The 26,887-nt window shown below is 40.9% G+C and carries 22 protein-coding genes; 15 read left to right on the top strand and 7 right to left on the bottom strand.

The window, feature by feature from the left end; all coding sequences use genetic code 11:
- Positions 1-54: 54 nt before the first annotated feature.
- The gene (gene aceK / locus I3259_RS07300; RefSeq protein ID WP_238029021.1) at positions 55-1,773 is read right to left on the bottom strand and encodes a bifunctional isocitrate dehydrogenase kinase/phosphatase; all 1,719 of its coding nucleotides are present in this window, start codon (positions 1,771-1,773) and stop codon (positions 55-57) included.
- 425 nt (positions 1,774-2,198) lie between these two features.
- On the opposite strand from aceK, the gene thrA reads away from it, so the two are divergent.
- Genes thrA through thrC form a run of 3 tightly spaced genes read left to right on the top strand, consistent with a single transcriptional unit; the run spans position 2,199 to position 6,905 of the window.
- The gene (gene thrA, locus I3259_RS07305; RefSeq protein WP_238029022.1) at positions 2,199-4,658 is read left to right on the top strand and encodes a bifunctional aspartate kinase/homoserine dehydrogenase I; all 2,460 of its coding nucleotides are present in this window, start codon (positions 2,199-2,201) and stop codon (positions 4,656-4,658) included.
- Between the two features lies 1 nt (position 4,659).
- Positions 4,660-5,616, top strand: a complete 957-nt coding sequence (gene thrB / locus I3259_RS07310; RefSeq protein WP_238029023.1) for a homoserine kinase — start codon at positions 4,660-4,662, stop codon at positions 5,614-5,616.
- Between the two features lie 2 nt (positions 5,617-5,618).
- The gene (gene thrC, locus I3259_RS07315) at positions 5,619-6,905 is read left to right on the top strand and encodes a threonine synthase (RefSeq protein WP_238029024.1); all 1,287 of its coding nucleotides are present in this window, start codon (positions 5,619-5,621) and stop codon (positions 6,903-6,905) included.
- A 139-nt stretch (positions 6,906-7,044) separates the two neighbouring features.
- Here thrC and grcA read toward each other — a convergent pair whose 3' ends face one another.
- Positions 7,045-7,422 carry an autonomous glycyl radical cofactor GrcA gene (gene grcA / locus I3259_RS07320; RefSeq protein ID WP_005369692.1) on the bottom strand — a complete coding sequence of 126 codons (378 nt, stop codon included), beginning with the start codon at positions 7,420-7,422 and terminating at the stop codon, positions 7,045-7,047.
- Positions 7,423-7,739: 317 nt separating this feature from the next.
- On the opposite strand from grcA, the gene nfo reads away from it, so the two are divergent.
- Both nfo and ung read left to right on the top strand, forming a co-directional pair.
- Positions 7,740-8,594, top strand: a complete 855-nt coding sequence (gene nfo / locus I3259_RS07325; RefSeq protein WP_238029045.1) for a deoxyribonuclease IV — start codon at positions 7,740-7,742, stop codon at positions 8,592-8,594.
- Between the two features lie 92 nt (positions 8,595-8,686).
- A complete protein-coding gene (ung, locus tag I3259_RS07330) occupies positions 8,687-9,349 on the top strand; it encodes a uracil-DNA glycosylase (RefSeq protein WP_238029025.1) in 663 nt (220 codons plus the stop codon).
- A gap of 72 nt (positions 9,350-9,421) precedes the next feature.
- Here the strand turns inward: ung and I3259_RS07335 are convergent, their stop codons facing one another.
- The gene (locus I3259_RS07335; RefSeq protein ID WP_238029026.1) at positions 9,422-9,604 is read right to left on the bottom strand and encodes a DUF3545 family protein; all 183 of its coding nucleotides are present in this window, start codon (positions 9,602-9,604) and stop codon (positions 9,422-9,424) included.
- Positions 9,605-10,049: 445 nt separating this feature from the next.
- On the opposite strand from I3259_RS07335, the gene I3259_RS07340 reads away from it, so the two are divergent.
- Both I3259_RS07340 and yaaA read left to right on the top strand, forming a co-directional pair.
- A complete protein-coding gene (locus I3259_RS07340) occupies positions 10,050-11,477 on the top strand; it encodes a sodium:alanine symporter family protein (RefSeq protein WP_238029027.1) in 1,428 nt (475 codons plus the stop codon).
- Between the two features lie 109 nt (positions 11,478-11,586).
- A complete protein-coding gene (gene yaaA / locus I3259_RS07345; RefSeq protein WP_238029028.1) occupies positions 11,587-12,360 on the top strand; it encodes a peroxide stress protein YaaA in 774 nt (257 codons plus the stop codon).
- A gap of 81 nt (positions 12,361-12,441) precedes the next feature.
- Here yaaA and srmB read toward each other — a convergent pair whose 3' ends face one another.
- Together srmB and I3259_RS07355 are read right to left on the bottom strand one after the other, a co-directional pair.
- Complete coding sequence (gene srmB, locus I3259_RS07350) at positions 12,442-13,692, bottom strand: ATP-dependent RNA helicase SrmB (RefSeq protein ID WP_238029029.1); 1,251 nt, start codon at positions 13,690-13,692, stop codon at positions 12,442-12,444.
- A 193-nt stretch (positions 13,693-13,885) separates the two neighbouring features.
- Positions 13,886-14,608: a methyltransferase gene (locus I3259_RS07355; RefSeq protein WP_238029030.1), complete on the bottom strand. Its 723-nt coding sequence runs from the start codon at positions 14,606-14,608 to the stop codon at positions 13,886-13,888.
- Between the two features lie 377 nt (positions 14,609-14,985).
- On the opposite strand from I3259_RS07355, the gene brnQ reads away from it, so the two are divergent.
- Entirely contained in the window at positions 14,986-16,302 is a 1,317-nt protein-coding gene (brnQ, locus tag I3259_RS07360) for a branched-chain amino acid transport system II carrier protein (RefSeq protein WP_238029031.1), read from the top strand.
- Positions 16,303-16,373: 71 nt separating this feature from the next.
- Here the strand turns inward: brnQ and fldB are convergent, their stop codons facing one another.
- On the bottom strand, positions 16,374-16,895 hold the full coding sequence (gene fldB / locus I3259_RS07365) for a flavodoxin FldB (RefSeq protein WP_238029032.1): 522 nt from the start codon (positions 16,893-16,895) through the stop codon (positions 16,374-16,376).
- Between the two features lie 214 nt (positions 16,896-17,109).
- Here fldB and xerD point away from each other — a divergent pair, with 214 nt between their 5' ends.
- The 7 genes from xerD to I3259_RS07400 all read left to right on the top strand — a co-directional run bounded on the left by xerD (position 17,110) and on the right by I3259_RS07400 (position 25,719).
- A complete protein-coding gene (gene xerD, locus I3259_RS07370; RefSeq protein ID WP_005369667.1) occupies positions 17,110-18,006 on the top strand; it encodes a site-specific tyrosine recombinase XerD in 897 nt (298 codons plus the stop codon).
- A gap of 160 nt (positions 18,007-18,166) precedes the next feature.
- Entirely contained in the window at positions 18,167-18,895 is a 729-nt protein-coding gene (gene dsbC / locus I3259_RS07375; RefSeq protein ID WP_238029033.1) for a bifunctional protein-disulfide isomerase/oxidoreductase DsbC, read from the top strand.
- A gap of 114 nt (positions 18,896-19,009) precedes the next feature.
- On the top strand, positions 19,010-20,734 hold the full coding sequence (gene recJ, locus I3259_RS07380) for a single-stranded-DNA-specific exonuclease RecJ (protein ID WP_238029034.1): 1,725 nt from the start codon (positions 19,010-19,012) through the stop codon (positions 20,732-20,734).
- Between the two features lie 179 nt (positions 20,735-20,913).
- Positions 20,914-22,012, top strand: a protein-coding gene (gene prfB, locus I3259_RS07385) for a peptide chain release factor 2 (RefSeq protein WP_105059510.1) whose coding sequence is annotated in 2 segments (ribosomal slippage) — positions 20,914-20,988 and positions 20,990-22,012 — 1,098 coding nt in all. Because the reading frame shifts where the segments join, the coding sequence is not laid out codon by codon here.
- Positions 22,013-22,044: 32 nt separating this feature from the next.
- Positions 22,045-23,550 carry a lysine--tRNA ligase gene (lysS, locus tag I3259_RS07390; RefSeq protein ID WP_238029035.1) on the top strand — a complete coding sequence of 502 codons (1,506 nt, stop codon included), beginning with the start codon at positions 22,045-22,047 and terminating at the stop codon, positions 23,548-23,550.
- A gap of 334 nt (positions 23,551-23,884) precedes the next feature.
- Positions 23,885-25,204, top strand: coding sequence for a VpsR-related response regulator (locus I3259_RS07395; RefSeq protein ID WP_238029036.1), 1,320 nt, complete (start codon positions 23,885-23,887; stop codon positions 25,202-25,204).
- Positions 25,205-25,476: 272 nt separating this feature from the next.
- Positions 25,477-25,719 carry a hypothetical protein gene (locus I3259_RS07400; protein ID WP_238029037.1) on the top strand — a complete coding sequence of 81 codons (243 nt, stop codon included), beginning with the start codon at positions 25,477-25,479 and terminating at the stop codon, positions 25,717-25,719.
- A gap of 58 nt (positions 25,720-25,777) precedes the next feature.
- Here I3259_RS07400 and I3259_RS07405 read toward each other — a convergent pair whose 3' ends face one another.
- Positions 25,778-26,812 carry an NADP(H)-dependent aldo-keto reductase gene (locus I3259_RS07405; RefSeq protein WP_238029038.1) on the bottom strand — a complete coding sequence of 345 codons (1,035 nt, stop codon included), beginning with the start codon at positions 26,810-26,812 and terminating at the stop codon, positions 25,778-25,780.
- Between the last annotated feature and the right edge of the window lie 75 nt (positions 26,813-26,887).

The raw sequence follows: 26,887 nt of genomic DNA on the forward strand, positions 1-26,887 counted from the left end.
TTATGTAAATAGTGCTTTTATTATTACAATGTTATGGCGTTTTTGTGGCGATAATTAATGCTGCTGGAATCGATACTCCGACGGATAAGGGATCACATCGGGATAATTTTCCTCAGTAATATTTTGTTGTAACTTTTGCCAATAGCTTGCTTCAAATAAGTCACTATGTAGCTCGTCAAATAACGTGCGTACTTTAGGATTTATTAATAAAAAAGTACGAAACTCTTCGGGAAACACATCATTGATTCCTACGCTATACCAAGGCTCTGCCGCCAGCTCATCTTCTGGGTATCTAGGTGGTGGGATTTTACGGAAATTCATCTCTGTCATGTAGGTGATTTCGTCATAATCGTAAAACACCACACGTTTATGTCGAGTCACGCCAAAGTTTTTAAATAGCATATCACCTGGAAAAATGTTGGCTGCTGCTAACTGTTTAATCGCTTGACCGTATTCATTAATGGCATAGCGTAGATCATCATCGTCTGCTTTTTCGATATAGAGGTTAAACGGCACCATGCGTCGCTCCATATATAAATGCTCAATCATAATCGTATCATCTGTGATTGTAATAATTGAGGGAGCGATGGACTGTAGCTCTTGGATTAATGCTTCGCTAAAACGCTCTCGAGGAAAACAGAAATTACGATACTCCTGTGTATCAGCCATACGACCAACGCGATCATGTTCTTTTACTAGCTGATACTTTTCTTTGACAGTATTGTGGCTTATATCCTTTTGAGGTGCGAATTTATCTTTAATGATTTTAAATACAAAGTCATAAGATGGGAGAGTAAAGACCGACATCACCATGCCTTTGATGCCAGGAGCAATAACGAATTGATCGTTAGTCGAGGCTAAGTGGGCTAGAAACTCACGGTAAAGCTCTGTTTTTCCATGTTTTTGGCAGCCAATCGCAGTATAAAGTTCAGCTAAGGTTTTATTGGGAATTAACTGTGAAAGGAAACGTACTAATGCTGCTGGTGCTGGCGCATAAACCATAAAATATGAGCGCGCAAAGCCAAAAATAATACTGACATCGTTTACATCACAAATACATGCATCAAGATAAATTTCATTATTATTATCGTTTAAAATCGGAACGACAAAGGGACAGAAGCTCCCATTAGAGAATGTGAGTTTTCCTATTAAATAGGCGGCTTTATTACGATAAAAAGGCTCACGAATAAGCTCTAGCGTTGTACCTTGATCGAACTTATTACCCAGATCCCGTTGTAAGTGTTTAAGTAATAGTTGTATATCTCTCGATTTATTTTGCCAAGTTAACGTAAAGGGCGTGTCATCAAGCATTCTTTCAAACATTGCACTTAGTGTCGTTTTAACACGATAGTGGCGCGTTAGTGATGTTGGGTAGGGGGGGACTCGATCTTCTTGTGAAGTATGAACAAACAATTTATCGCGATTAATATTTCGGTGTTTGAATATACGGCAATATACAGAATTAAAAAAACTCTCAGCAATATCGTAACGAGGGTAGTCCAAGAGTAAATCTTGGTAGGCCATTTTGACAGCCATTAAAAAATCATGGTTGGCGTAACGTTCACCTAACATGATTTGAATTTGGTTTGTAACTAACTCAACATGATGATCATAAAAGCTGATCCGCTTCTTTAATGCATTATGCACAAGCCCCCAATGCTGTTTTTCAAAACGCTCTTGTGCTTCAGCTGTAACATCGAGAAAGCGACCGTACATGGCATCAAAGCCTTGCAAAATAGTATGGGCAATTAATGATTCCATGGCTGCGCTCATTCGGTACTCCTCCCGATGCAATATATTCACACTTAACTATGCAACGTAGTCCGCATGACTGCAAATATAATAGCCATTTTTGTTAATGAAAATGACTGATAATTGATTCAATTTTGCTGGCTATTGTGTTGTGTAATTGTAAAGATATTATTGACTCTAATGTATGATTGCTGTAAACGTAAGCTATTAGCAAAAAAGAATTTGTAGACCAATGAAGAATGTATTCAGCTCTCACGCCATCACACGCATTATTATTACCATTAACATCTTCGGTGTTAGTGCGGGCTGATATACGCAAAGATTAACAATAAGCCCGCAACTCATAATGAGCTGCGGGTTTTTTTTTAACGACTTTAAATTCACATATTTGAGTATATCTAGATGCGATAACTAGGTAGTTCAGGATAGTCACTCGGGAGTAGGGAATGCGAGTATTTAAGTTTGGCGGTTCATCATTAGCCGATGCAGAGCGATTTTTAAGAGCGGCAGATATTATTGCGAGTAATGCTCAGCAAGGTGATGTTTCTGTTGTGCTATCAGCACCGGGGAAAGTAACAAATAAATTAGTTTCAGTAATTGATAACACTGTGAAAACAGGTGAATCATCATTACAGTTAGCTGATCTTGAACAAGTATTTACTGAATTGTTCAGTGGTTTAAAAACCTTGGAGCCTAAGTTTGATAAAGTGGCTTTAGATGCAAAGCTGGTAAGCTCTCTAGGGCAGTTAAAAGAGTATGTTCATGGTATTAAGCTATTAGGTTTATGTCCTGATAATGTGTATGCGACGATCATCAGTAAAGGTGAGCGTCTTTCTATTGCGGCAATGAAAGCTTTACTTGAAGCAAAAGGACAACCTGCTAGCCTGATTGACCCGATTAAATATCTCTATGCTGAAGGTGATTACCTTGAGGCACATGTTGATATCGAAATTTCAACGCAAAATTTCCGCCGTGATCCGTTACCTGCAGGGCATGTTTGTATTATGCCTGGCTTTACAGCAGGTAACAGCAAAGGTGAGTTAGTGACACTGGGCCGTAATGGTTCTGATTATTCTGCTGCAGTACTTGCCGCATGCCTACGCGCAGATTGTTGTGAAATTTGGACGGATGTTGATGGTGTCTATAGCTGTGATCCTCGTTTAGTCCCTGATGCACGCCTACTGAAATCTTTAAGTTATCAAGAAGCGATGGAATTGTCTTATTTCGGTGCTTCTGTTCTTCACCCTAAAACTATTGCTCCTATCGCCCAATTTCAAATTCCATGCTTGATTAAAAATAGCTTTAGCCCACAAGCGCCAGGGACATTAATTGGTCAAGATACTGGTGAAGATCAATTGGCGATTAAAGGTATTACCACCTTAAAAGATCTTACGATGGTGAACGTGTCTGGCCCTGGTATGAAAGGGATGGTCGGTATGGCTGCACGCGTATTTGGCGCTATGTCATCTGCGGGGGTTTCTATTGTTTTGATCACTCAATCATCATCTGAATACAGTATCAGTTTCTGTATTGAAACGGCAGATCATGTTCAAGCTGAAAAAGCGTTAAACGAAAGTTTTGAACTGGAATTAAAAGAGGGCCTGCTGGAGCCGGTTGAGTTTTCAGATAACGTATCGATCGTTACTTTAGTTGGCGATGGTATGCGCACTTCTCACGGCGTTGCATCGCGTTTCTTTACTTCTTTGGCAGAAGTGGATGTCAATATTGTTGCGATCGCGCAAGGTTCATCTGAGCGTGCTATTTCAGCAGTTATTCCACAAAATAAAGTGCCAGAAGCTGTCAAGGCGTGTCATGAGAACTTATTTAATAGTCAGCATTTCTTAGATGTTTTTGTGATTGGTGTCGGTGGTGTCGGTGGTGAGTTGATCGATCAGATCCAGCGTCAACAAAGTAAACTTGCCGATGACGGTATCGTGATTCGCGTCTGTGGTATGGCAAACAGTAAAGGATTACTCCTGAGCAGTGATGGCTTTGATTTAGATAACTGGCGCGATCAAATGGGGGCGGTGAATGAGCCTCTCAATCTTGCTCGTATGATCCAGCTTGTTCAGCGTAATCACATTATCAACCCAGTGATCATTGATTGTACGTCAGATCAAACAATCGCAGAGCAATATGCCGATTACCTTGCTGCGGGTTTCCACGTTATTACACCGAATAAGAAAGCGAACACGGCTAGCATGGCTTATTACCAACAATTACGCCAAGCGGCACGTTTAAGCCGTCGTAAGTTTATGTATGACACCACTGTTGGCGCGGGTTTACCGGTTATTGAAAACTTGCAGAACCTGATGGCTGCAGGTGATGAGTTACAGCGTTTTTCAGGTATTTTATCGGGCTCAATGTCATACATCTTCGGTAAACTAGATGAAGGCATGAGCTTTAGCGAAGCGACAACCGTTGCGCGTAATAATGGTTTTACTGAGCCCGATCCTCGTGATGATTTATCAGGTATGGATGTGGCACGTAAGCTACTTATTTTGGCTCGTGAATCAGGGCTTGAATTAGAACTTTCAGACGTTGATGTTGAGCAAGCACTACCACCAGGCTTTGATGCTTTAGGCTCTGTAGATGATTTCATGGCGCGTTTATCACAAGCGGATGCATACTTTACTCAATTAGCTCAAGAAGCGGCAAAAGAGGACAAAGTCCTGCGTTATGTTGGTGAAATCGATAATGGCCATTGCTCGGTGAAAATTGTCGCGGTGAACCCTGATGATCCAATGTTTAAAATTAAAGATGGTGAGAATGCCTTAGCCTTCTACAGCCGCTATTACCAACCGATCCCACTGGTTCTTCGTGGTTACGGTGCCGGTACGGAAGTGACAGCGGCGGGTGTTTTTGCCGATCTAATGCGTACATTAGGCTGGAAGCGAGGGGTATAAAATGAGTGTTGTTGTTTATGCTCCGGCATCGATTGGTAATGTGAGTGTTGGTTTTGATGTTTTAGGCGCGGCAGTATCGCCAATTGATGGCACGTTATTGGGCGATCGAGTAAAAGTGGCTGCGGGTCAAGCATCTTTTAGTTTGCAATGCGTTGGGGCGTTTGTTGATAAACTGCCGCAACAGGCTGAAGAGAATATTGTCTACCGTTGCTGGCAAGTGTTTGCACGAGAGCTGGATAAAAAAGGGGGCGCGTTACTCCCTGTTGATGTGACATTAGAAAAAAATATGCCTATTGGATCTGGCTTAGGTTCGAGTGCTTGTTCGATTGTTGCAGCATTAGATGCACTTAACCGTTTCCATGATCAACCGCTTAATGAAACAGAGCTATTGGCGCTCATGGGGGAAATGGAAGGCGAGATCTCAGGGAGCCTTCACTATGATAACGTTGCACCGTGCTTTCTTGGTGGATTGCAATTCATGGTGGAAGAATTAGGGATCATAAGCCAGAAAGTCCCTTGTTTTGATGATTGGTATTGGGTAATGGCTTACCCGGGGATTAAAGTACCAACCGCTGAAGCGCGTGCGATTTTGCCAGCACAATATCGTCGCCAAGATGTGATCACTCATGGTCGTCATTTAGGTGGTTTTATTCATGCCTGTCACTCAAACCAACCACTGTTAGCTGCGAAGATGATCAAAGATGTTGTGGCTGAACCTTACCGTGAAAAGCTGTTACCTGGCTTTGCGCAAGCACGTCAGCATGCGTTAGATGCAGGGGCGATTGCGAGTGGTATTTCAGGCTCTGGACCAACCATGTTTAGTGTTTGCACCGATTTAGAGGTCGCTAAACGACTTGCACGTTGGCTCGAAGAACATTATGTTCAGAATGATGAAGGATTTGTTCATGTTTGTCGATTAGACAACTTGGGCGCAAAAGTAACAGGAAGTGAGCTATAACAATGAAATTGTATAATCTAAAAGAACATCAAGAGCAGGTTTCATTTGGTCAGGCTGTACGTCAAGGATTAGGACGTAACCAAGGTCTATTCTTTCCATCAGAACTCCCTCAATTTAGCGATATTGATGCATTGCTAGAGATGGATTTTGTCACGCGTAGTAGCAAGATCCTTTCCGCGTTTATCGGTGATGAGTTAAGTGAAGAAACTGTTAGCCAAATGGTTGATAGCGCATTCCAATTCCCAGCACCTATCAATAAAGTAAAAGACGGTGTGTATGCATTAGAGTTGTTCCATGGGCCAACATTAGCATTTAAAGATTTTGGTGGTCGCTTTATGGCGCAATCACTAGCAGCAGTAACGGCTGATAGTGAAAGTGATATCACGATTTTAACCGCGACATCAGGCGACACAGGTGCTGCGGTTGCGCATGCTTTCTATGGTATGGATAACATCAAGGTTGTGATTTTGTACCCGAAGGGCAAGATCAGTCCATTACAAGAAAAGATGTTCTGTACATTAGGTAAGAACATTACAACGGTTGCGGTGAATGGCACGTTTGATGATTGCCAAGCGCTAGTGAAACAAGCATTTGATGATGCAGAGCTGCGCAAAGAAGTGGGTTTAAACTCTGCAAACTCCATCAATATTAGCCGATTAATGGCGCAGATCTGTTACTACTTTGAAGCTGTTGCTCAACTGCCTAAAGCGGAACGTGAGCAATTAGTTATTTCAGTACCAAGCGGAAATTTTGGTAATTTAACGGCAGGCCTATTAGCTAAATCGCTAGGTTTACCCGTTAAACGCTTTATTGCGGCAACGAATGAAAATGACACGGTTCCACGTTATTTACAAACGGGTGAGTGGTCTCCAAAAGTAACCGTTCCAACTATTTCAAATGCGATGGATGTTAGCCAACCGAATAACTGGCCACGTATCGAAGAGCTTTGTCAGCTAAAAGGCTGGGGCTTAAATGAATTAGGTTATGGTGCGGTGACAGATGAGCAAACAGCTGAAACCTTAAAACAAATGACTGCAGAAGGGTATTTATGTGAGCCTCATGGTGCGATTGCTTATCGGATTCTTAACGAGCAATTAGATGATGGCGAAACAGGTTTATTCCTTTGTACTGCGCACCCAGCGAAATTTAAAGAAGTGGTGGATGAGATCTTAGATAAAGATATTCCATTACCTGCACCGTTAGCGAAGCATAATGCGATGGAATTATTATCTTTAGAACGTGATAATGATTTTGAAGCAGTAAAAGCGGTATTACGTTCAGTACAATAATGACGAATAGTATATAGCGTTAAAAAAGGAGCTAAGGCTCCTTTTTTTATTTTTCTGTTATTACAGATAATAAAAAACGGCACATTGATCGTGCCGTTTTTTTATTGCTACGTACCTAATAAGGCAAACTAACAGAAAATTATAGGCTGCTAGTGAAAGTACGTGCGATAACGTCTTGTTGTTGCTCACGAGTTAGTGAGTTGAAGCGTACAGCGTAGCCAGAAACACGGATTGTTAGCTGTGGGTATTTTTCTGGGTGCTTAGCAGCATCTTCTAATGTTTCACGCTTTAGAACGTTTACGTTTAGGTGCTGACCACCTTCGATTTTTGCTGGTGCTTCGATAGCAAGTTCACGGTACTCGATGTCACCTAGATCTGCTTGAGCAACAACTTGGTCTGCTTCAAAACCAGATAGCGCACATACACAACGTGCTTCGTTTGTTTCGCTGTCTAGGATCCAGATAGTATTTAGTAGATCGTCGTTTGCTGCTTTAGTAATTTGAATACCAGTAATCATAACTTATCTCCGAGAAATTGGTGTTAATTTATTCGTTTCTGCCGAGCTAATAATTGTATAACCCAGCATGGTTACTTGTGCATTGACTTAGATCAAATTACAACAAAAAACCTTAAATAAAGTAGGGCTGTTTTATTGAGCTAAGTCAATCTAACGCCATTTTAAGGGTTAATCAACAACAAATTTTAAGTAATAAAAAATAGTTTAACGCACTAATGTTGTAAAATTACAACATTAGTGTTGTCCGTTTGTTTTTGTGGTGTTTATTTGGTGTTCTGTTTTGGCGTGAAATGCCAAATGATATAAATGAGGTTAAAATTATTATGAAGCTGATTGGTGCTCATGTTTCTGCTGCTGGCGGTGTATTTAATGCGCCAGTAAATGCTGAAAAAATTGGTGCGAATGCGTTTGCTCTGTTTACTAAAAATCAACGACAGTGGGTGGCAAAGCCGCTAGATACCGATGTTATTGCAGCCTTTAAAGCGCGTTGTTCTCAACTAGGATTTAATGCTAATGCTATTTTACCGCATGACTCTTATTTAATTAATTTAGGTGCGCCAGAGGCTGAAAAGTTGGAAAAATCGCGTGCTGCTTTTATTGATGAAATGTCGCGTTGTAAACAGCTTGGATTGCACCTTTTGAACTTTCATCCGGGGAGTCATTTAAAAAAAATTTCTGAAAAAGAGTGTTTAAAGTTGATCGCAGAATCAATAAACCTTGCGCATGAGCAAGTAAGTGATGTTGTTGCGGTGATCGAAAATACGGCGGGACAAGGTTCAAATTTAGGTTGGCGGTTTGAACATTTAGCGGAAATCATCAATCAAGTTAAAGATAAAACACGGGTAGGTGTCTGTATTGATACCTGTCATACCTTTGCGGCTGGATATGATTTACGCACTGAAGCTGCAACAGATCGAACTTTTGCTGAATTTAATGATGTTGTTGGAATGCAATATCTCCGAGGTATGCACTTAAATGATTCCAAAGGTGATTTAGGTAGTCATTTAGATCGCCACCATAGTCTAGGTGAAGGCGCGATTGGCTGGGATTGTTTCCGCTATATCATGCAAGATGATCGTTTTAATCATATGCCTCTTATTTTAGAAACGATTAATCCTGATATTTGGCATCAAGAGATTGCGACATTGCGAGATTTTGTCGATCAAAAATAAGTGGTTATAGAGAAAGGTGGCGTTTATCTATCTCGCCTTTGATCTGATTTTGTTATTCTTACTGAGTAAATTTTATTGATGAGGAAACATTTATGACCGCTAGTTGGTCTACATTTATCGAGCAACAACGAGCACAAGCGTATTTTTCTGAGATTGAACAGGCGGTTGACGCTGCTCGCGCATCTGGAAAAGTGGTATTTCCTCCTCAAGAAGATATCTTTAATGCATTCACCTCGACGCCATTAGAGAGCACTAAGGTCGTCATTCTAGGACAAGATCCCTACCATGGGCCAAAGCAAGCCCATGGCCTTAGCTTCTCGGTATTGCCGGGTATTAAGACACCACCGTCATTGGCAAATATGTATAAAGAGTTAGCCACTGACATTGAAGGTTTTATAGTACCTGAACATGGTTATTTACAGCCGTGGGCAGAGCAAGGTGTTTTATTGCTTAATACAGTCCTAACAGTAGAGCAAGGTAATGCTCACTCGCACGCTAAGATTGGTTGGGAAACATTTACTGATCGCGCAATTGAATATATTAATGATAATACTGAAGGCGTGATTTTCTTGTTATGGGGCGCACATGCGCAAAAGAAAGGTAAGAAGATAGATAAAACGCGTCACCACGTATTGCATTCAGCGCATCCGTCACCGTTATCGGCTTATCGTGGTTTCTTTGGCTGTCAGCATTTCTCTAAAACAAATCAGTTATTAGCTGAGATGGGGAAAGCTCCGATCAATTGGCAAGTATAAACTTAGAGATTCTCCAGATAACAAAACGCCAGCGAGATGCTGGCGTTTTATTTTTTGTTTAGGTTAATTAGATTAAAAGTCGAATTCATCCGCATCATAACTGCCGCACATATCCATGTCCTGAAGCTCGCGGCGAAGTCGTTGACGATCTTTTAAGGCTTCAATTTCACGCCATTTACGTTTCTCTGGTTTTGCTCGAGAGCGACGAGAAACGGTATCTGTTGTGAACATATCATCAAATGCAAAGCTATCCATAAAGCACCTCTTCCTATGATATAGCTAAATATAAGCTACAAGGTCATTAATTATCACACTATGGGGTAGAGTAAAATTGAAGTGTTTCTCATTTGTTGCTTAAAGATGAAATTTTTATGTGCGAAAAGTCAAATATATCCTTTTTATGACCGAAAACGTAAGGAAATGACTCGCAGTAAGGTGTTTTTTATGTTTGGATTTAGTCAGTGTATTTTAGAGATTTACTTTAAAAATATACCCTTAGTGTATTTCATGTGATAATAACGGAACTATTAGTGATATATCTCATAATAATGTATGTGCATTAGCAGAAAAGAATATATCGACGTGAAATTGCTTTGTGTTGTTGCTAAATCGTTAATGGTTTAGTTTTCGCTAGTGAAATGGATACCACATTCATTGTCATTATTTATTCGATACACGCGGCGTTGTAGAAGGAACTCATTTGTCCAGCCAAATTAACTTTTTAAATGACTTACTCTGGGGCTCAGTATTAATTTATTTACTGATAGGAGTCGGTATTTATTTTACCTATCGTTTGAGCTTTATCCAGTTCCGTCATTTTGGACATATGTTTAAGGTAATGAAAAACAGCCGAAAATCAGATAGTGCTGGAATTTCTTCCTTCCAAGCATTATGTACGAGCTTAGCGGCTAGAGTTGGCACAGGTAATATGGCGGGAGTGGCTGTTGCATTAACCTTGGGTGGCCCAGGTGCAATTTTTTGGATGTGGTTAATTGCTATGCTTGGCATGGCAACTGCCTTTGCAGAAAGCGCATTAGCTCAGTTGTATAAAACCCGTGATGATGATGGTAATTATCGTGGTGGTCCCGCGTATTATATGGAAAAAGGATTAGGCATGCGCTGGATGGGCGTGATGTTCTCGGTCTTTTTGATTATTGCTTTTGGTTTAGTGTTTAACTCGGTTCAAGCTAATTCTATAAGTCAGGCTGCTCATGTGGCTTTTGGTTGGTCACCGATATATGTTGGTATTGGGCTTGTAATAATGACTGGCGTCATCATTTTTGGTGGTTTACGTACTATAGCAAGAACCGCGGAAATTTTAGTTCCTGCCATGGCATTATGTTATCTGTTGCTTGCCCTTTATATTATGGCGATCAACATTGAAAAATTGCCTGATATTATCATGATGATTTTTCGCAGTGCTTTTGGTTTAGAAGAAGCGGCATCGGGTGCATTGGGGTATACCATTGCGCAAGGAATGATTAATGGATTAAAGCGTGGTTTATTTTCGAATGAAGCCGGCATGGGATCGGCACCGAATGCGGCAGCATCTGCAACACCTTATCCGCCTCATCCAGCTTCGCAGGGGTATGTGCAAATGCTCGGTGTGTTTATGGATACAATGGTGATCTGTTCATCCACTGTCGCGATTATTCTGATGTCAGGCGAATATGTTCCCCATAGTGAAGTGACAGGGATTGAGCTAACTCAGCGCGCCTTGAGCTCACAAGTCGGTGACTGGGGCTCTGTGTTTATTGCGATTGCAATTTTCTTCTTTGCGTTTACATCGCTCGTTGCTAATTATTCCTATGCTGAAACCAACCTTATTTTTCTTGAGCATAACCATAAAATCGGATTGAATATTTTTCGTGTTGTGGTGCTCTTTATGGTGATGTTTGGAGCGTTAGCAGATCTTCCAACGGTATGGGCAATGGCCGATGTATCAATGGGAATGATGGCACTGATTAACTTAGTCGCGATTGTTTTACTGTCAGGCACTGTGGTGAAGTTGGCCACTGATTACAATAAACAGTTATCGCTGGGTAAGGTACCGACGTTTGATAGTAATGATTATCCAGAGCTACATGCACAACTGGAAGAAGGGATCTGGGATAAGCAGAAATCCTAATTATTGTTAAAGCCTATTATTGAAATAACTAAAGCCACCTAGTTTCTAAGTGGCTTTTTTATTGTTTAGTGGTAGTCTTTTTGAGTCAGACTTTAAAGGAAAAAGCCTTATGTTAATTGTGGTTTCCCCCGCTAAAACCCTTGATTATGAATCGCCATTGGCAACATCAACATTTACCTTACCAGAGCTTACGGATCATTCTGCTGAACTGATTGATGTATGTCGTGAACTTACGCCAATGGATATTGCAAGCTTGATGAAAGTAAGCGATAAAATTGCAGGTTTGAATGCTGCTCGTTTTACCGAGTGGCAGCCACAATTTACGCAAGACAATGCTCGTCAGGCAATATTGGCTTTTAAAGGTGATGTGTATACTGGTCTTGCAGCTGAAACCATGACAGAAGAACAGTTTGCTTATGCTCAACAACATTTACGTATGCTTTCTGGTTTATATGGTTTGTTGCGTCCATTAGATTTGATGCAACCTTACCGCTTAGAGATGGGCACGAAATTGGCGAACCCTCGCGGTACTAACCTGTATCAATTTTGGGGTGATATCATTACCAATAAATTAAACCAAGCATTAGCAGAGCAGGGCGATGATATTCTGATCAACCTTGCATCTAACGAATATTTTAAATCGGTGAAACCGAAGAAGTTGAATGCTCAACTGATCACGCCAGTTTTTAAAGATTGTAAGAACGGTAATTATAAAGTGATCAGCTTTTACGCTAAAAAAGCTCGTGGCATGATGGCACGTTACATTCTTGATAATCAAATCACATCGATTGAAGCATTAAAAGAATTTGATACCGCGGGTTATTATTTTGTAGAAGCGGAATCAACGGCGAAAGAATTAGTATTTAAGCGTGAAGAGCAATAGTAAAAACAATTGTTTCGAAAGGAAAAAAGGCCAACTCATGAGAGTTGGCCTTTTTATTTTATTTATGTGGTAAAAGAGACATTACGACTTAGCTTGGTTTTTTTTAGCCGCTTGTTTTACTTTCTTTTTCGCTTTCGCATCTTTTACTTTTTTACTCACTTTTTTCTTTTTCTTGGCAGTGCTTGGTTTTTTTGTCTGTGGACGTAGGCCATGAATAAAGCGTTCTTGCACTTCTTCTTTCATGTAGCGGCTGATACGTTCAATCATGCTTTGATCATGTGCTTCAACCAAGGAGATTGCCGTTCCTTTCTTACCCGCTCGCGCTGTACGACCAATACGGTGGACATAAACTTCAGCTGTACGAGGTAGATCAAAGTTGATCACATGGCTTACATCAGGTAAATCAATACCACGTGCAGCAACGTCTGTCGCAATTAATACGTTTACAACACCATCACGAAAACGAGTGATCATGTTTGTACGTGCAGCCTGTGCCATTTCACCTTGGATCCAGTTACAAGGGATGCCCATGGCTTCTAGTTGACCACGAAGGATACCTAGACGCTCACGTGTTTTCACAAAGATAATCGTGCGTTCAGCTTGTTCTTTAATGATATTTTCTAACAGAGCAAGCTTGTGATCCATGTTGTCACAACGAAGGTACATTTGATGGATCTTTTTACGTTCGCGGCGAGAAGGATCTGCATTTACTTCAACAGGTTCATTCAAAATTGTTTCTGAAAACTCACGTACACCTTTACCTTCTAAGGTAGCAGAGAACAATAAGCTTTGACGACGCCAGCGACACTCATGGTTAAGACGCTCAACAATTTTACCAAAGCCCATGTCTAACATGCGATCAGCTTCATCAAGGATCAAACACTCGATAGCACGACAGTCAAACTTTTCAGCTTCAATGTACTCCATAAGACGACCCGGTGTCGCCACAACAATATCCTGAGTTTTACCCAGCATTTCGGCATGTTCGTCATATGAAATACCACCTGTGATGGTAAATACTTTTAGTGTTGTATGTTTTGCTAATGCTCTTGCTTGATCGGCAACTTGAATCGCAAGTTCACGCGTTGGCGTTAAGATCAGAATACGTGCAGGTCCTGGTCTTTTGCGTGGAAAATCTTGCAAGTGTTGGATCATCGGTAGAAGAAAGGCTGCTGTTTTTCCGGTCCCTGTTGGCGCAGAAGCCATTACATCTTTACCGTCAAGGGCATGAGGGATAGCCTGCGCTTGAACCACTGTTGGGCGGCTATAGCCGATTTCTTCAATCGCTCGTAACAGCTCGCTATCTAACTCTAATTCGGAAAAGTCTTTCACCAGTTATCTCTCCCAAGACAAATGCTATGTGTCATTATCGTATGCCAATTGCAAAGAATAACGACAAGGGTATTAATATTTAAGGGGCGGCATTATAGCCACTCTTGGCGTAAGTGACACCGATTAAAACATAAAAACTTCAATCATTGATGATTATTACAACGTTTACAGGGTATATAAGTGTCGTATTAGGTTACATTTTTAGATAAAACTCTTTCGTTAATGCTTTGAATTCAATTGAATAATTACCATCTTTGTGAATACAAAGGTGAGATGAATGACAAGCTTGTTTCTTTTTACTTAATTGCAAAAGTAATCGAATAGGTGCTTTTTTCTCGGTACTTTGGACATCGCAACGTTCTATACAATATAAATGATATTCAGCTGCCGCTTCAATTAAGCGCTGTCCTTCGTAACTTGGCAAGATAATACTGGCGATCCCTTCTTCTGTGAGTAGCCATTGAAGCGTTTTAAGTAGCTGCTGGTGGCTAAATGTATCAGTATGACGGGCTGTTGCACGGTGTGATTGCTCAGCTTGTTGACCAAAATTGAAATAGGGGGGGTTACAAACAATCGCATTAACACTGTTAGGGGGCTGTGTATGTCGCCATTCAGTGACATCTTGTTCAATACACTGTAAGCGTTGATGCCAAGGTGAATTTATGAAATTTTGGCGTGCTGCCGCTGCAGCTTGTGGATCTATTTCGATAGCTTCGATAGTAATAGGTAAAGCTAACGTGCTTGTTCGCTGTGCGGCCATAAGTGCTAATAAACCACTGCCTGTACCAATATCAACCACTCTACCTTGTTGAGGCATGGCTGCCCATGCTCCTAGCAATACACCATCGGTACTGATTGGCATTCCGCAGCCTAAATCATTGATGTGAAATTGTTTAAAGCTAAAGCCGCGTGACATGGCTATTTCTTCCTGTGTTTTGAACTAAATAATGGAATAAACGATTAATCGTAATGGTTATAACGCTAACCATCACAGTTGCTTGGTTATTGAACGTTTTTGTTTCGATATGGTTAACTGTTATGTTTAAATTTTGTTTATATATTAATCTTTTGTTTTTGATTGGGCTTATATTCTTATTTATTGGCTATATGTGGTTCTTTATTTTGGTTTTAACCCTTTACATATAGATTATGTGGTGTTTATTTCTACACTATTGCCAAGAATGCTGTTTTTATCCATTATGTTTTCGTTGGTTATATATGTTTAATTTTGTAGTCAACGCAGATAATTATAAAAACACAACACATAACCCATAGAAGAGTGGAAGGTGCAGTTTGAAAAAGACACTCAAAGTAACAGACATTATAGCGTTAGGTTTTATGACTTTCGCTTTCTTTCTTGGTGCTGGAAATATTATTTTTCCACCATTAGCTGGTCAACTTGCCGGTGAAAATATGCTTTCGGCAATGTTTGGCTTTTTAGTCACTGCCGTTGGTCTACCTTTAATTGGCATTATTGCTGTAGCAATGGCTGGAGGTGGTTGGCAGGGGTTAACCCGTGATTTACCCTCAAAAATCGCAACATTAATGGCGGTGCTGATTTTTATTATTATTGGTCCTGCTTTTGCTGCGCCGCGAACAGGTTTAGTTGCTTATGAAATGGCAGTAAAACCATTTATGGCTGCAGATGCTGGTCAAGCAAGCTTAACGACTTTTTCTGTGCTCTTTTTTGCAGTAGCCCTATTTTTTGCTTGGTCTCGTGGCAAGCTTATCGACATGATTGGTAAGTTCTTAACACCTGCATTGTTCATCGTATTGGCTGTACTAGCCATTGCAGTATTTGTTAACCCACAAGGTTCGGTTGTTGCAGCACAAGGTGAGTATGTAACACAGGCCTTCACTAAAGGTTTCCTTGAAGGTTATAACACCATGGATACTTTCGCTGCCTTGATGTTTGGTATGCTGATTGTTGATGTGATCCGCAGTAAAGGTGTTAGTGATGAAAAGACAACCTGTACCTATCTGATTTACGCTGGTCTCATTGCTGCTGCAGGTTTAGCTTTTGTATATATCTCATTATTTTACTTAGGCGCGACCAGTACAGCAATTGCACCTAATGCGGGTAATGGTGGCGTTATCTTAACTGGTTATGTGATGGCGTTATTTGGTGCGCCGGGTCAGGTGATCCTATCTGCAATTGTATTACTTGCCTGTTTAACGACAGCGATCGGTTTGATCAGTGCATGTGCAGATTACTTCAGCTCTTTAACATCATTGTCTTACAAAAAGTGGGCGGTGATCTTAGCGGTAATATGTGCAGTGGTAGCCAATGTGGGTTTAAACCAGCTGATTGCGTTATCTGTACCTGTGTTATTTGCATTGTATCCAGTCGCTATTGCACTGGTTGCACTAACTTTAGTCCGTAAATGGTTACCGAATCCACGTTTAGCATACCGTGTTGTGCTGTTGGTTTCTTTTATCTTTAGCATGATTGATGTGGCGAAGTACTTGAAGTTTGATGTATCAATGTTCAGTGATTTACCACTATTTAATTATGGTATGGGGTGGGTATTACCGACTTTGATTGCGTTAGTGATTACACGCTTCATTGGTGGTAAATCGATAGGCTCGCATCAAGATAAGTTAGCGTAATTTGTTGTGAGAACGATATTGAAAGGGATGCCATGTGCATCCCTTTTTGTATATATACGATCTGTGATTGCTCACAAGGTCTCGGCGTACTCAAGCATAATTTGCTCACACCATTGGGTGATTCGCTGGTCGGAGAGTTCATATTGACCATCTTCATCTAACGCTAAACCAACAAAAAATTGTTTATCTTCAGTAAGGGCTTTTGATGCTTCAAATTGGTAGCTATCATCATTAGGCCAGTAGCCAATAAATTGAACGCCAGCTTCCAATAGTTTGTCATGCAGCATTCCCATCGCATCAAGAAACCACTCGGTGTAACCTTCTTGATCGCCTAAGCCAAATAATGCAATGGTTTTATTGGTTAAACGTAATCCATCAAGCTGCTGCCACACGGCTTCCCAATCTTCTTGCAGTTCACCAAAGTCCCAGGTTGAGATACCTAAAATAAGCATATCAAACTGGTTCATCTCATTGATATCTGCTTCTTTAATATTACGCAGTTCAATCAGTTCAGCGCCAATACAATCACGGATCTTTTCTGCTGCCATTTCGGTATAGCAGGTGGTTGAGCCATAAAACAAACCGATTTTCATGCTGAGTATCCTAGTATTTTTATTTATTGTTTGAGTGTACCTGTAATGCCCTTATAAGCTCAATAAAGTGAATAAAAGCATTAGACATTTCCCAGCTTATTTTCTGTTGTGATAAGCCTCGTTACTTTTGGCTTAAAATACCCTATGATGAATGAAACTACTGTGTTTTTATCCATGTGTTAAAGCTTTGCTAACACAGGTATTGGAGTGATAAATGGAAAACGATGACGTTATTATCGAACGTTTTCTGGATGCGATGTGGATGGAGCGAGGATTATCTGAAAATACCTTATCGTCTTACCGCAATGATTTAACCAAGCTATTGCGCTGGTTAAAACAAGAATCGCGGAATGTCATCAGTGTTTCAGTTGATGATTTACAGCGTTATCAACAATGGCTATTTGATAAAGACTATAAGCAAACCTCGCGTGCGCGTATGGTTTCTGCGATTCGTCGTTTATTTCAATATTTACATCGTGAAAAGATGCGAGACGACGATCCGAGCGCGATGCTAGTGACACCTAAATTACCCAAACGCTTACCCAAAGATTTAAGTGAAGCGCAAGTGGATGCGTTATTAGAAGCGCCCGATGTTAATGATCCGATTGAGCTACGTGATAAAGCGATGCTTGAATTGTTGTATGCAACAGGCTTGCGTGTGACCGAACTTGTGACATTAACCATGGAAAATATTAGCTTGCGCCAAGGTGTAGTGCGGATCACAGGTAAAGGTGATAAAGAGCGATTAGTCCCGATGGGAGAAAATGCCGTCGATTGGATTGAACAATTTATTGAAACAGGGCGTCCGCAATTACTGGGTGAGAAAAGCTCTGACGTGTTATTTCCGAGTCGTCGAGCAAGACAAATGACCCGTCAAACGTTTTGGCACCGGATTAAACATTATGCTGTTTTAGCTGGAATTGATGCCGATACATTATCACCTCACGTAATGCGTCACGCTTTTGCAACGCATTTATTAAATTACGGTGCGGATCTTCGTGTGGTACAAATGTTGCTTGGACATAGTGACCTATCAACGACACAAATTTATACTCATGTTGCAACTGAAAGGCTAAAACAATTACACCAAACTCACCATCCTCGCGCATAATTATGAGAGAGTATTAGGTAAATTAGCGAATACTATTGGCGTTCTGTTAGAGTTAACTTATGCTTGCCTAACAAATAAAAGTAGAAAGCTTGAAACTATTTTACGATGAATTAGGTCTCATAGAGATTGAGAATCTCATCTTTAATTAAGGATAAATTAAATGCACTTTATCAGCCGAACAATTGTGGCAACTGCGGTTGCTTTAACGGCTTTTTCAGCGGCAGCAAAGCCAGATGAAGCGGCGATTAGTCAGCAGCTAGCTAAAATAGGTTTAACACCTTCATCGATTGAAGCGTCTCCGATTTCAGGATTAAATGAAATCATGACAGAACGTGGTATTGTCTATGCTTCTGATGATGGTAAGTATTTTGTCGTTGGTCACTTATACGAAAATAATGGTGTACAGCCTGTTAACTTAACAGAGCAAAAAATGGCAAAAATGAACAAGGACAAAATTGCAGCGATGGAAAAAGACATGATTGTCTATCCTGCAAAGAACGAAAAATATGTCGTTACCGTGTTCACTGATACAAGCTGTGGCTACTGTCGTAAATTACACAATGAGATCAAAGGCTATAATGATGAAGGCATCACAGTTCGTTATCTAGCTTTCCCTCGTGGTGGTGAGCGTTCTAGCAACTTTAACCAAATGAGTGCGATTTGGGGGGCTAAAGATCGTGCTAAAGCGATGGATGATGCCAAGAGTGGAAATTTTGATGCAAGTAAGATCACACCACGCCCAGATCTAGTTCGTGCACAATACGATCTTGGCGTTGCAATGGGTGTTAACGGTACGCCTGCTATTGTTCTCGCTGATGGTACGATGATCCCTGGTTACCAACCACCGGCAGCATTACGTCAGCTACTTGATAGCCAACCAAAAAGCTAATTGATTGTAGTCGATAATTGAAGAATAGAAAGCCTGAGCACTGTGTTCAGGCTTTTTTGTTATAGGCTATTTCGTTACTATGAAAAGATAATAATACTGATAAGAAGCCTGATTATGATTGAAATTAAACGTCGCCCTTTAGCTGATACCGATGGATTCTCAGATCAAATTCCTCTGATCTTACAACGTATTTATGCGAGTCGCGGAATTAAAAATGATACGGAGTTAGAGCGTAGTGCCAAAGGGCTACTTAATTATAATCAGCTTCATGGTATGACTACAGCAGTTCAGTTGTTAGTGGATGCGCTTACGCAAAACACACGAATTATCATTGTCGGTGATTTTGATGCTGATGGCGCAACAAGCTCAGCGTTGTCTGTATTAGCGCTTCGTATGCTCGGCTGTCAAAACGTGGATTATCTCGTTCCTAACCGTTTCGACGATGGTTATGGTCTAAGCCCTGAAGTAGTAGAACAAGCTATTGAACGTGGCGCAGAGCTGATTATGACCGTGGATAACGGGGTCTCTTCGATTGCTGGTGTTGCAGCAGCTAAAGAAAAGGGACTTACCGTATTAGTTACCGATCACCACTTGCCAGGCGATTGTTTACCGATCGCCGATGCAATTGTAAATCCAAACTTGAATGAATGTGGTTTCCCGTCTAAAGCCTTGTGTGGTGTCGGGGTTGCTTTCTACCTCATGCTGGCACTGCGCGCTGAATTGCGTCAGAGAGGCTGGTTTGAACAGCAAGGTATCGCCATGCCTAATCTGGCTGAATTACTCGATTTAGTCGCACTGGGAACTGTAGCTGATGTCGTTGCACTGGATGGCAATAATCGTATTTTAGTACATCAAGGCTTACAACGTATTCGTGCGGGTAAGTGTCGTCCTGGTATTCAGGCGCTAATTGAGGTTGCCAATCGAGATCCAGCGCGTTTAGTGACCAGTGACTTAGGATTTGCCTTAGGGCCTCGTATTAATGCCGCAGGACGATTAGATGATATGTCGTTTGGGGTTGAACTCCTGTTGTGTGACAACATTCAATCAGCGCGTCGTATGGCATCAGAGCTAGATGGCTTAAATCAGACTCGAAAAGAAATAGAGCAGGGCATGAAAGATGAGGCCTTAGCGATTTGTGAGCGTTTGAAGTTTAATCAGCAAGATATGCCTTATGGTTTAGTGCTATTCCAGCGCGATTGGCACCAAGGTGTGATTGGTATTTTAGCCTCACGTATTAAAGATAAATATCATCGTCCAGTGATCGCCTTTGCCGATGCGGGTAACGGTGAAATTAAAGGCTCATGTCGTTCAATTGCGGGTTTACATATGCGTGATGCGTTAGATCTTGTTGATACCCAAAATCCAGGGATGATTTTAAAGTTTGGTGGTCACGCGATGGCGGCAGGACTTACTATCCCTGAAGATAAATTAGATGCTTTTAGCAAAGCGTTTGATGCGGTGGTACGCAATGTACTTGATGAGGAAGCATTGAAAGGAGTATTGATGACGGATGGTGAGTTAGGCTGTCATGAATTAAACCTAGATGTGGCTGAAATTCTTCGTGCTGGCGGTCCTTGGGGGCAGCAATTCCCTGAGCCAACTTTTGATGGCACTTTTCGATTGTTACATCAAAAGTTAGTAGGGGGGAAACATCTTAAGATGATGGTAGAGCCTCTGAGTGGCGGTAGCGTAATTGATGCGATTGCGTTTAACGTGGATCTGAAACGCTGGCCTGATGCATCAGTTCAACAAGTTGAGTTAGTTTACCGCTTAGATGTTAATGAATATCGAGGTAATCGCAGTGTGCAATTGATGGTTGAGCATTTGAACGCGAAATAAGTATTATTTTCAACTTTTGACAATGAATACCTTAGCGGCGAGGTTTTCAAGACTGATTAAGCCTAGAATCTCGCCATTTTATTATTAATTTTCTTATAACCTTTCTCTCCCTCTGTATATTCTATCTACAATTCGATAGAATCTTTCGGTTATGTCCATTTCGACAATGAAGAGTGGCAATGTTCGAGATTAATCCTATTAAAAACCGACTTGAGGATGTGTCAGCACGTACTGATACCCTTAGGGGGTACCTTTGACTACGATGCTAAGAAAGAGCGTCTAGAAGAGGTAAACGCAGAATTAGAGCAACCAGATGTATGGAATGAACCTGATCGCGCACAAGCGTTAGGTAAAGAGCGTGCATCACTGGAAGCGGTAGTTGAAACCATTGACCTACTAGATCAAGGCGTTGAAGACGTTGAAGGTTTATTAGAGTTGGCGGTGGAAGAAAATGATCAAGAAACATTTGATGAGATTGAACCTGAGTTAGCTGAGCTTGAAGCTAAGTTAGCTAAGTTAGAGTTTCGTCGTATGTTTGCAGGCGATCACGATGCCTCTGATTGTTACCTTGACCTTCAAGCAGGCTCTGGTGGTACAGAAGCACAAGATTGGACTTCAATGATGCTACGCATGTATTTGCGTTGGGCTGATGCTAAAGGTTTTAAAACCGAAATCATTGAAATCTCTGATGGCGATGTTGCTGGTCTGAAATCAGTTACAGTTCGAATCAGCGGAGAGTATGCTTATGGCTGGTTACGTACTGAAACAGGCGTTCACCGTTTAGTGCGTAAGTCACCGTTTGATTCAGGTGGTCGTCGCCATACTTCTTTTGCTTCAGCATTCGTTTATCCTGAAATTGATGACAATATCGTGATTGATATTAACCCATCAGATTTACGTATTGACGTATACCGTGCATCAGGCGCGGGTGGTCAGCACGTTAACACCACGGAATCTGCGGTACGTATTACCCACCTTCCAACTAATATTGTGGTGCAATGTCAGAACGATCGCTCTCAGCATAAAAACAAAGATCAGGCAATGAAGCAGTTAAAAGCAAAATTGTTTGAATATGAAATGCAGAAGCAAAATGCTGAAAAGCAAGCCAGTGAAGATACAAAATCCGACATTGGTTGGGGTAGTCAAATTCGTTCATACGTACTTGATGACTCTCGCATTAAAGATTTACGTACTGGGGTGGAAAATCGTAACACCCAAGCAGTACTGGACGGTGATTTAGACCGTTTTATAGAAGCAAGCCTGAAATCAGGTCTTTAACCGAATTTCGGTAAAAATTTAAGGGTTACCCCATGACTGATCAATTACAAGATGAGAATAAGCTGATTGCTGAGCGTCGCGCTAAATTAGATATGATCCGCGAAAACTGCAAAGCAAATGGCCACCCCAATGATTTCCGTCGCGATAGCTTAGCGGCAGATTTAAATGCAAAATACGGTGAAATGACCAAAGAAGAGCTTGAAGAAGCAGGTCATGTATTTGCAATCGCGGGTCGTATTATGGCTAAGCGTGGTCCTTTCTTAGCTATTCAAGATGTATCTGGTCGTATTCAAGCTTACGCATCAAAAGATGTGCAGAAAGAGCTAAAAGAGAAGTATTCAGGTTTAGATATCGGTGACATTATCGGTATTAAAGGTGCGCTTCATAAGTCAGGTAAAGGTGATCTTTACGTGAATATGGATGAGTACGAGCTGCTAACAAAAGCACTACGTCCTTTACCTGAAAAATTCCATGGTTTAACTGACCAAGAAATGCGTTACCGTCAGCGTTATGTTGACCTTATCGTGAACGAAGATTCACGTCATGCATTTGTGGTTCGTTCAAAAGTGGTATCTGCGATCCGTAGCTTCATGGTAACGAAAGGTTTCATGGAAGTTGAAACACCAATGATGCATGTGATCCCTGGTGGTGCAACAGCTCGTCCATTTATCACACACCATAACGCACTAGATATCGACATGTACCTACGTGTTGCCCCAGAGCTTTACCTTAAGCGTCTAGTGGTTGGTGGTTTTGAGCGTGTATTCGAAATCAACCGTAACTTCCGTAACGAAGGTCTATCTCCTCGTCATAATCCTGAATTCACTATGATGGAATTCTACATGGCGTACGCAGATTATAACGATCTGATGGATTTGACAGAAGAAATGCTAAGCAGCATCGCAATTGATGTTCTAGGTTCTTCTAAAATGCCATACGGTGAGTTTGAAGTTGAATTTGCAGGTCCATACACACGTATGAGCATGTTAGATGCTATCAAGCAGTACAACCCAGAGCACGCTGAAATCCAAGCATTAACTTACGAAGGCGTTGCTGATCGTGAGCTAATGGTGAAGATTGCTAAATCTGTACACGTTGATGTGGAAGATTTCTGGACTTGTGGTCAGCTGCTAGAAGAGATCTTCGGTGAAACCGCTGAACCTCAACTAATGCAACCAACCTTCATTACTGAGTACCCAGCAGATATTTCTCCACTAGCTCGTCGTAACGATGAAAACCCATTCATTACAGATCGTTTTGAATTCTTCATTGGTGGTCGTGAAGTAGCAAATGGTTTCTCTGAGCTTAACGATGCACAAGATCAAGACCAACGCTTTAAAGCGCAGGTTGATGCTAAAGATGCGGGTGATGATGAAGCAATGTACTACGATGCAGACTACATTACTGCACTAGAGCACGGCTTACCACCAACAGCGGGTCAGGGTATTGGTATCGATCGCCTAGTGATGCTATTTACGAATACGCACACTATCCGTGACGTGATCCTATTCCCTGCAATGCGACCTCAAAGCAACTAACTTTAAGCGCTGATATAAAAAGCCACCGTTTATCGGTGGTTTTTTTTCCTCAAAATAAAGTAATACAATCTAAGTGATGCCGTTTAGTTGTTTGGTTTTTATTTTGTTGTATTAAAAATGAATGTTATTTCTAAATTCATTGAGACTGTGACGTCTTTCGATAAAATGTAATTTTTAGGATAAAAATAAGGCCTGTAGTTTGAATTTAATAGTAAACATGTTGCGCACTAGTATGGCGTACATATAGTATTGTTATGGATTTGGTACGGTTATTATTAAGACAGATTACAACAACAGTCGTGCTACGTAATAACGTTATCAAGGGCGATTAGGGATGGATAAACGAAATAAGATCGGGGCAGCCAATTCTATTGTTGTCTTTGGCGGTGTGAACCAAAAGTGGCTTCCATCAATGGAAGCGGCGGGATGGTCATGTCACCGTTGTTATGATTTACGTGCGGCAGAGTCTTTATTGTTAGAAATGGGTCCCTGTATTGGCGTTGTTGATCTCAGTAATGATGATTTTAGTTTGCATAGCTTAGCTGCGCTTGTGAATCGTAATAAGCAAGTACGCTGGATAGCGATTGTTCGTGATGAACAATTAAATAATGAAGCAATAAGCCAATTTATTGTGAATTTTTGCTTAGATTATTTTTCTACCCCAGTTCCTTGCGAGCGATTAAAACAAACCATTGGTCATCAAAGTGGTATGCTAGCGCTAGAGCGTCAAGTTTGGCCTCAACTAGGTCAATTTGGACAGCAAGGCTTACAAGGCAATACACCAGTGATGAGGAAGCTTCGCGATCAAGTTAAGCGTGTTGCATTAAGTGATGTACCTGTTTTGATTAATGGTGAAATTGGTACAGGGAAACTGGTGGTTGCAGAAGCATTACATCAAGCTTCAATTCGAGCCAAAAAGCCGTTAGTGCGTGTTAACTGTGAAAACTTGCAAGCTGGATGGATAAATGAGGTTGGCAAAAATTCTTATCTTGAATATGCTGATAATGGCGTGTTAGTGCTTGATGAATTCACGTTACTTGCAGATGAACGAAAAAAAGAAGTATTGAAAATACTCAGTGATGGTATTTATTATCGCCCTGATGGCAGTACTTTAACGTTAGATATCCGTTTTATTGCAACCAGTAGTCACAATTTTGAAGATTTATCAGAGTTAGATACATTAACCCGTGATTTGTATTTTAGATTAAATGTGATTTCACTCTCGGTACCTGCTTTGCGTGAAAGGGGCAGTGATATTGTGCTATTGGCAGAGTTTCTATTACTAAAATATGCAAGACAATATAATAGCGTCGCTAAAACGTTTTCAGAACAAGCGCAAGCTATGTTGCTACAGTATCAATGGCCTGGCAATGTTCGTGAGTTAATTAGTCAGATTAAACGTTCGGTATTATTGGCTGAAACCAAGTGTATAGAAGCAGAGCATCTAGATATTCCTCGTATTACTGAAGATAAGCAAAGTTTAAAGAAAATTCGTGAAGAGTCAGAGCGTACGGCACTACTGACAGTGTTAGAAAACAATAAAGGACAGATCTCAGCAGCTGCTAGAGAGTTGGGTGTATCAAGGGCAACCATGTATCGACTCTTGAACAAACATGACTTGATCCCACCGCCACGTTGTTTCCGACAAGGCTAATACAATTGGATATTCTTACTTAACAGCTACCGAAAGGTGGCTGTTTTTGTTTTAGATCTCAATAGAATTAACCCTATTAATAGTCATCAATTTTTTATGCTGATATGAAATATAGCTATTGGTTTAAGATTGGTTAATATATAACAAAACAAGATCTTGTAGCATAAAGGATGTATTTAAGCGGGTGGTATAAATAGTCTTGTTAAGTGTTAATGATTGGTTAATATTTGCTTTGGGTATATCTAACTCAACTGAAAACCAAGAAGAATATTATGCGCCAGTCTATCTATATCCGATTTGCTATTTTTCTGATCCAACAAGATGTTAAACGTAGAGATACCTTGTGGCGGCATCAACAGCGACGAGTTCGTGTTTACCTGCCTTATCATTCAGCACATTTACTACGAGATGTGGGAGTGGAAAGTGATGGGCGTATTGCTGTAAGCCATCTTGTTCATGCTGAACGTAAAGTACGTCATTTAAGGCAAACGCTGCGGTTTAGACACAACACGTAAATAGAAAGGCCAGTAAGTATTTCAACTTACTGGCCAACGTTTATGTGATATTTAAACGCTAAGGGCAAGGGTTTGAATATTGAATACCAACTTGCTCTAAATCTTTCATGATTTCTTCAGACAGTATTAGATCAATACTATTTATATTGTTCTCTAACTGCTCCAGTGTGGTTGCGCCAATGATATTTGCAGCAACAAAAGGACGTTGGTTAACAAAAGCGAGGGCCATTTTGGCAGGATCGAGTCCGTGATTATTAGCGACATCGATATAAGCTTGTGTGGCTTGAATACCTTGCTGATTAAAATAACGTGAAAAACGAGGAAACTCAGTGCATCGCGCCCCTTTAGGCTTGGCATTATTTAAGTATTTACCGCTTAATGCGCCAAAAGCTAACGGGGAATAGGCGAGTAGCTCTACACCTTCATGATGGCTAATTTCAGAAAGTCCGACTTCAAAGCTACGGTTAAGTAAATTGTAGGGATTTTGAATAGAGACAATACGAGGTAAATTATGCTTATCAGCTAATTTAAGATAAGACATCACTCCCCAAGGGGTTTCATTAGAGACACCGATATTTCTGACTTTTCCAGCGATGACTAATTCACTTAACGCCTCAAGTGTTTCAATTAATGTAACGCCAGAATGATCTTCTTCATAATGATAGTTTAACTTACCAAAGCAATTAGTTTGTCGTTGGGGCCAATGCACTTGATAAAGGTCGATATAATCGGTTTTTAGACGCTCAAGACTATCATTCACCGCATCATGAATATGACGACGGTTGAGTGACATATTATCGCGGATATATGGCACATTATGTGGACCTGCTACCTTGGTTGCGATGATTAGCTTGTCGCGTGATCCTGATTTCTCTAACCAATTACCAATATAGCTTTCAGTCAGTCCCTGAGTCTCTTTGTTAGGAGGGACCGGATACATTTCTGCGGTATCAATAAAATTTACGCCGCGTTCGATGGCTAAATCCAGCTGGCTATGTGCTTCGGCTTCATTGTTTTGTGCCCCGAAGGTCATGGTACCTAAACATATTTTACTGACGTCTAAATTTGAATGCGGGATCGTGTGATATTTCATTTGCTGTCCTTGCCATTACTGTCTTTTATTTGACTATAGCTTGAAGCATTTGGACTGAGAAGTTTAATTAAATAT

It is taken from the genome of Photobacterium sp. Ph5, from assembly GCF_022129445.1.
Taxonomy (GTDB): domain Bacteria; phylum Pseudomonadota; class Gammaproteobacteria; order Enterobacterales; family Vibrionaceae; genus Photobacterium.

Excerpts from the sequence above, each read along its gene's own strand:
- grcA (WP_005369692.1), bottom strand. The coding sequence starts at position 7,422 with ATGATTACTGGTATTCAAATTACTAAAGCAGCAAACGACGATCTACTA.
- thrB (WP_238029023.1), top strand. The coding sequence starts at position 4,660 with ATGAGTGTTGTTGTTTATGCTCCGGCATCGATTGGTAATGTGAGTGTT.
- ung (WP_238029025.1), top strand. The coding sequence starts at position 8,687 with ATGACCGCTAGTTGGTCTACATTTATCGAGCAACAACGAGCACAAGCG.
- thrC (WP_238029024.1), top strand. The coding sequence starts at position 5,619 with ATGAAATTGTATAATCTAAAAGAACATCAAGAGCAGGTTTCATTTGGT.
- I3259_RS07355 (WP_238029030.1), bottom strand. The coding sequence starts at position 14,608 with ATGTCACGCGGCTTTAGCTTTAAACAATTTCACATCAATGATTTAGGC.
- xerD (WP_005369667.1), top strand. The coding sequence starts at position 17,110 with ATGGAAAACGATGACGTTATTATCGAACGTTTTCTGGATGCGATGTGG.
- yaaA (WP_238029028.1), top strand. The coding sequence starts at position 11,587 with ATGTTAATTGTGGTTTCCCCCGCTAAAACCCTTGATTATGAATCGCCA.
- dsbC (WP_238029033.1), top strand. The coding sequence starts at position 18,167 with ATGCACTTTATCAGCCGAACAATTGTGGCAACTGCGGTTGCTTTAACG.
- aceK (WP_238029021.1), bottom strand. The coding sequence starts at position 1,773 with ATGAGCGCAGCCATGGAATCATTAATTGCCCATACTATTTTGCAAGGC.
- I3259_RS07335 (WP_238029026.1), bottom strand. The coding sequence starts at position 9,604 with ATGGATAGCTTTGCATTTGATGATATGTTCACAACAGATACCGTTTCT.
- recJ (WP_238029034.1), top strand. The coding sequence starts at position 19,010 with ATGATTGAAATTAAACGTCGCCCTTTAGCTGATACCGATGGATTCTCA.
- fldB (WP_238029032.1), bottom strand. The coding sequence starts at position 16,895 with ATGAAAATCGGTTTGTTTTATGGCTCAACCACCTGCTATACCGAAATG.
- I3259_RS07395 (WP_238029036.1), top strand. The coding sequence starts at position 23,885 with ATGGATAAACGAAATAAGATCGGGGCAGCCAATTCTATTGTTGTCTTT.
- thrA (WP_238029022.1), top strand. The coding sequence starts at position 2,199 with ATGCGAGTATTTAAGTTTGGCGGTTCATCATTAGCCGATGCAGAGCGA.
- I3259_RS07400 (WP_238029037.1), top strand. The coding sequence starts at position 25,477 with ATGCGCCAGTCTATCTATATCCGATTTGCTATTTTTCTGATCCAACAA.
- I3259_RS07405 (WP_238029038.1), bottom strand. The coding sequence starts at position 26,812 with ATGAAATATCACACGATCCCGCATTCAAATTTAGACGTCAGTAAAATA.
- lysS (WP_238029035.1), top strand. The coding sequence starts at position 22,045 with ATGACTGATCAATTACAAGATGAGAATAAGCTGATTGCTGAGCGTCGC.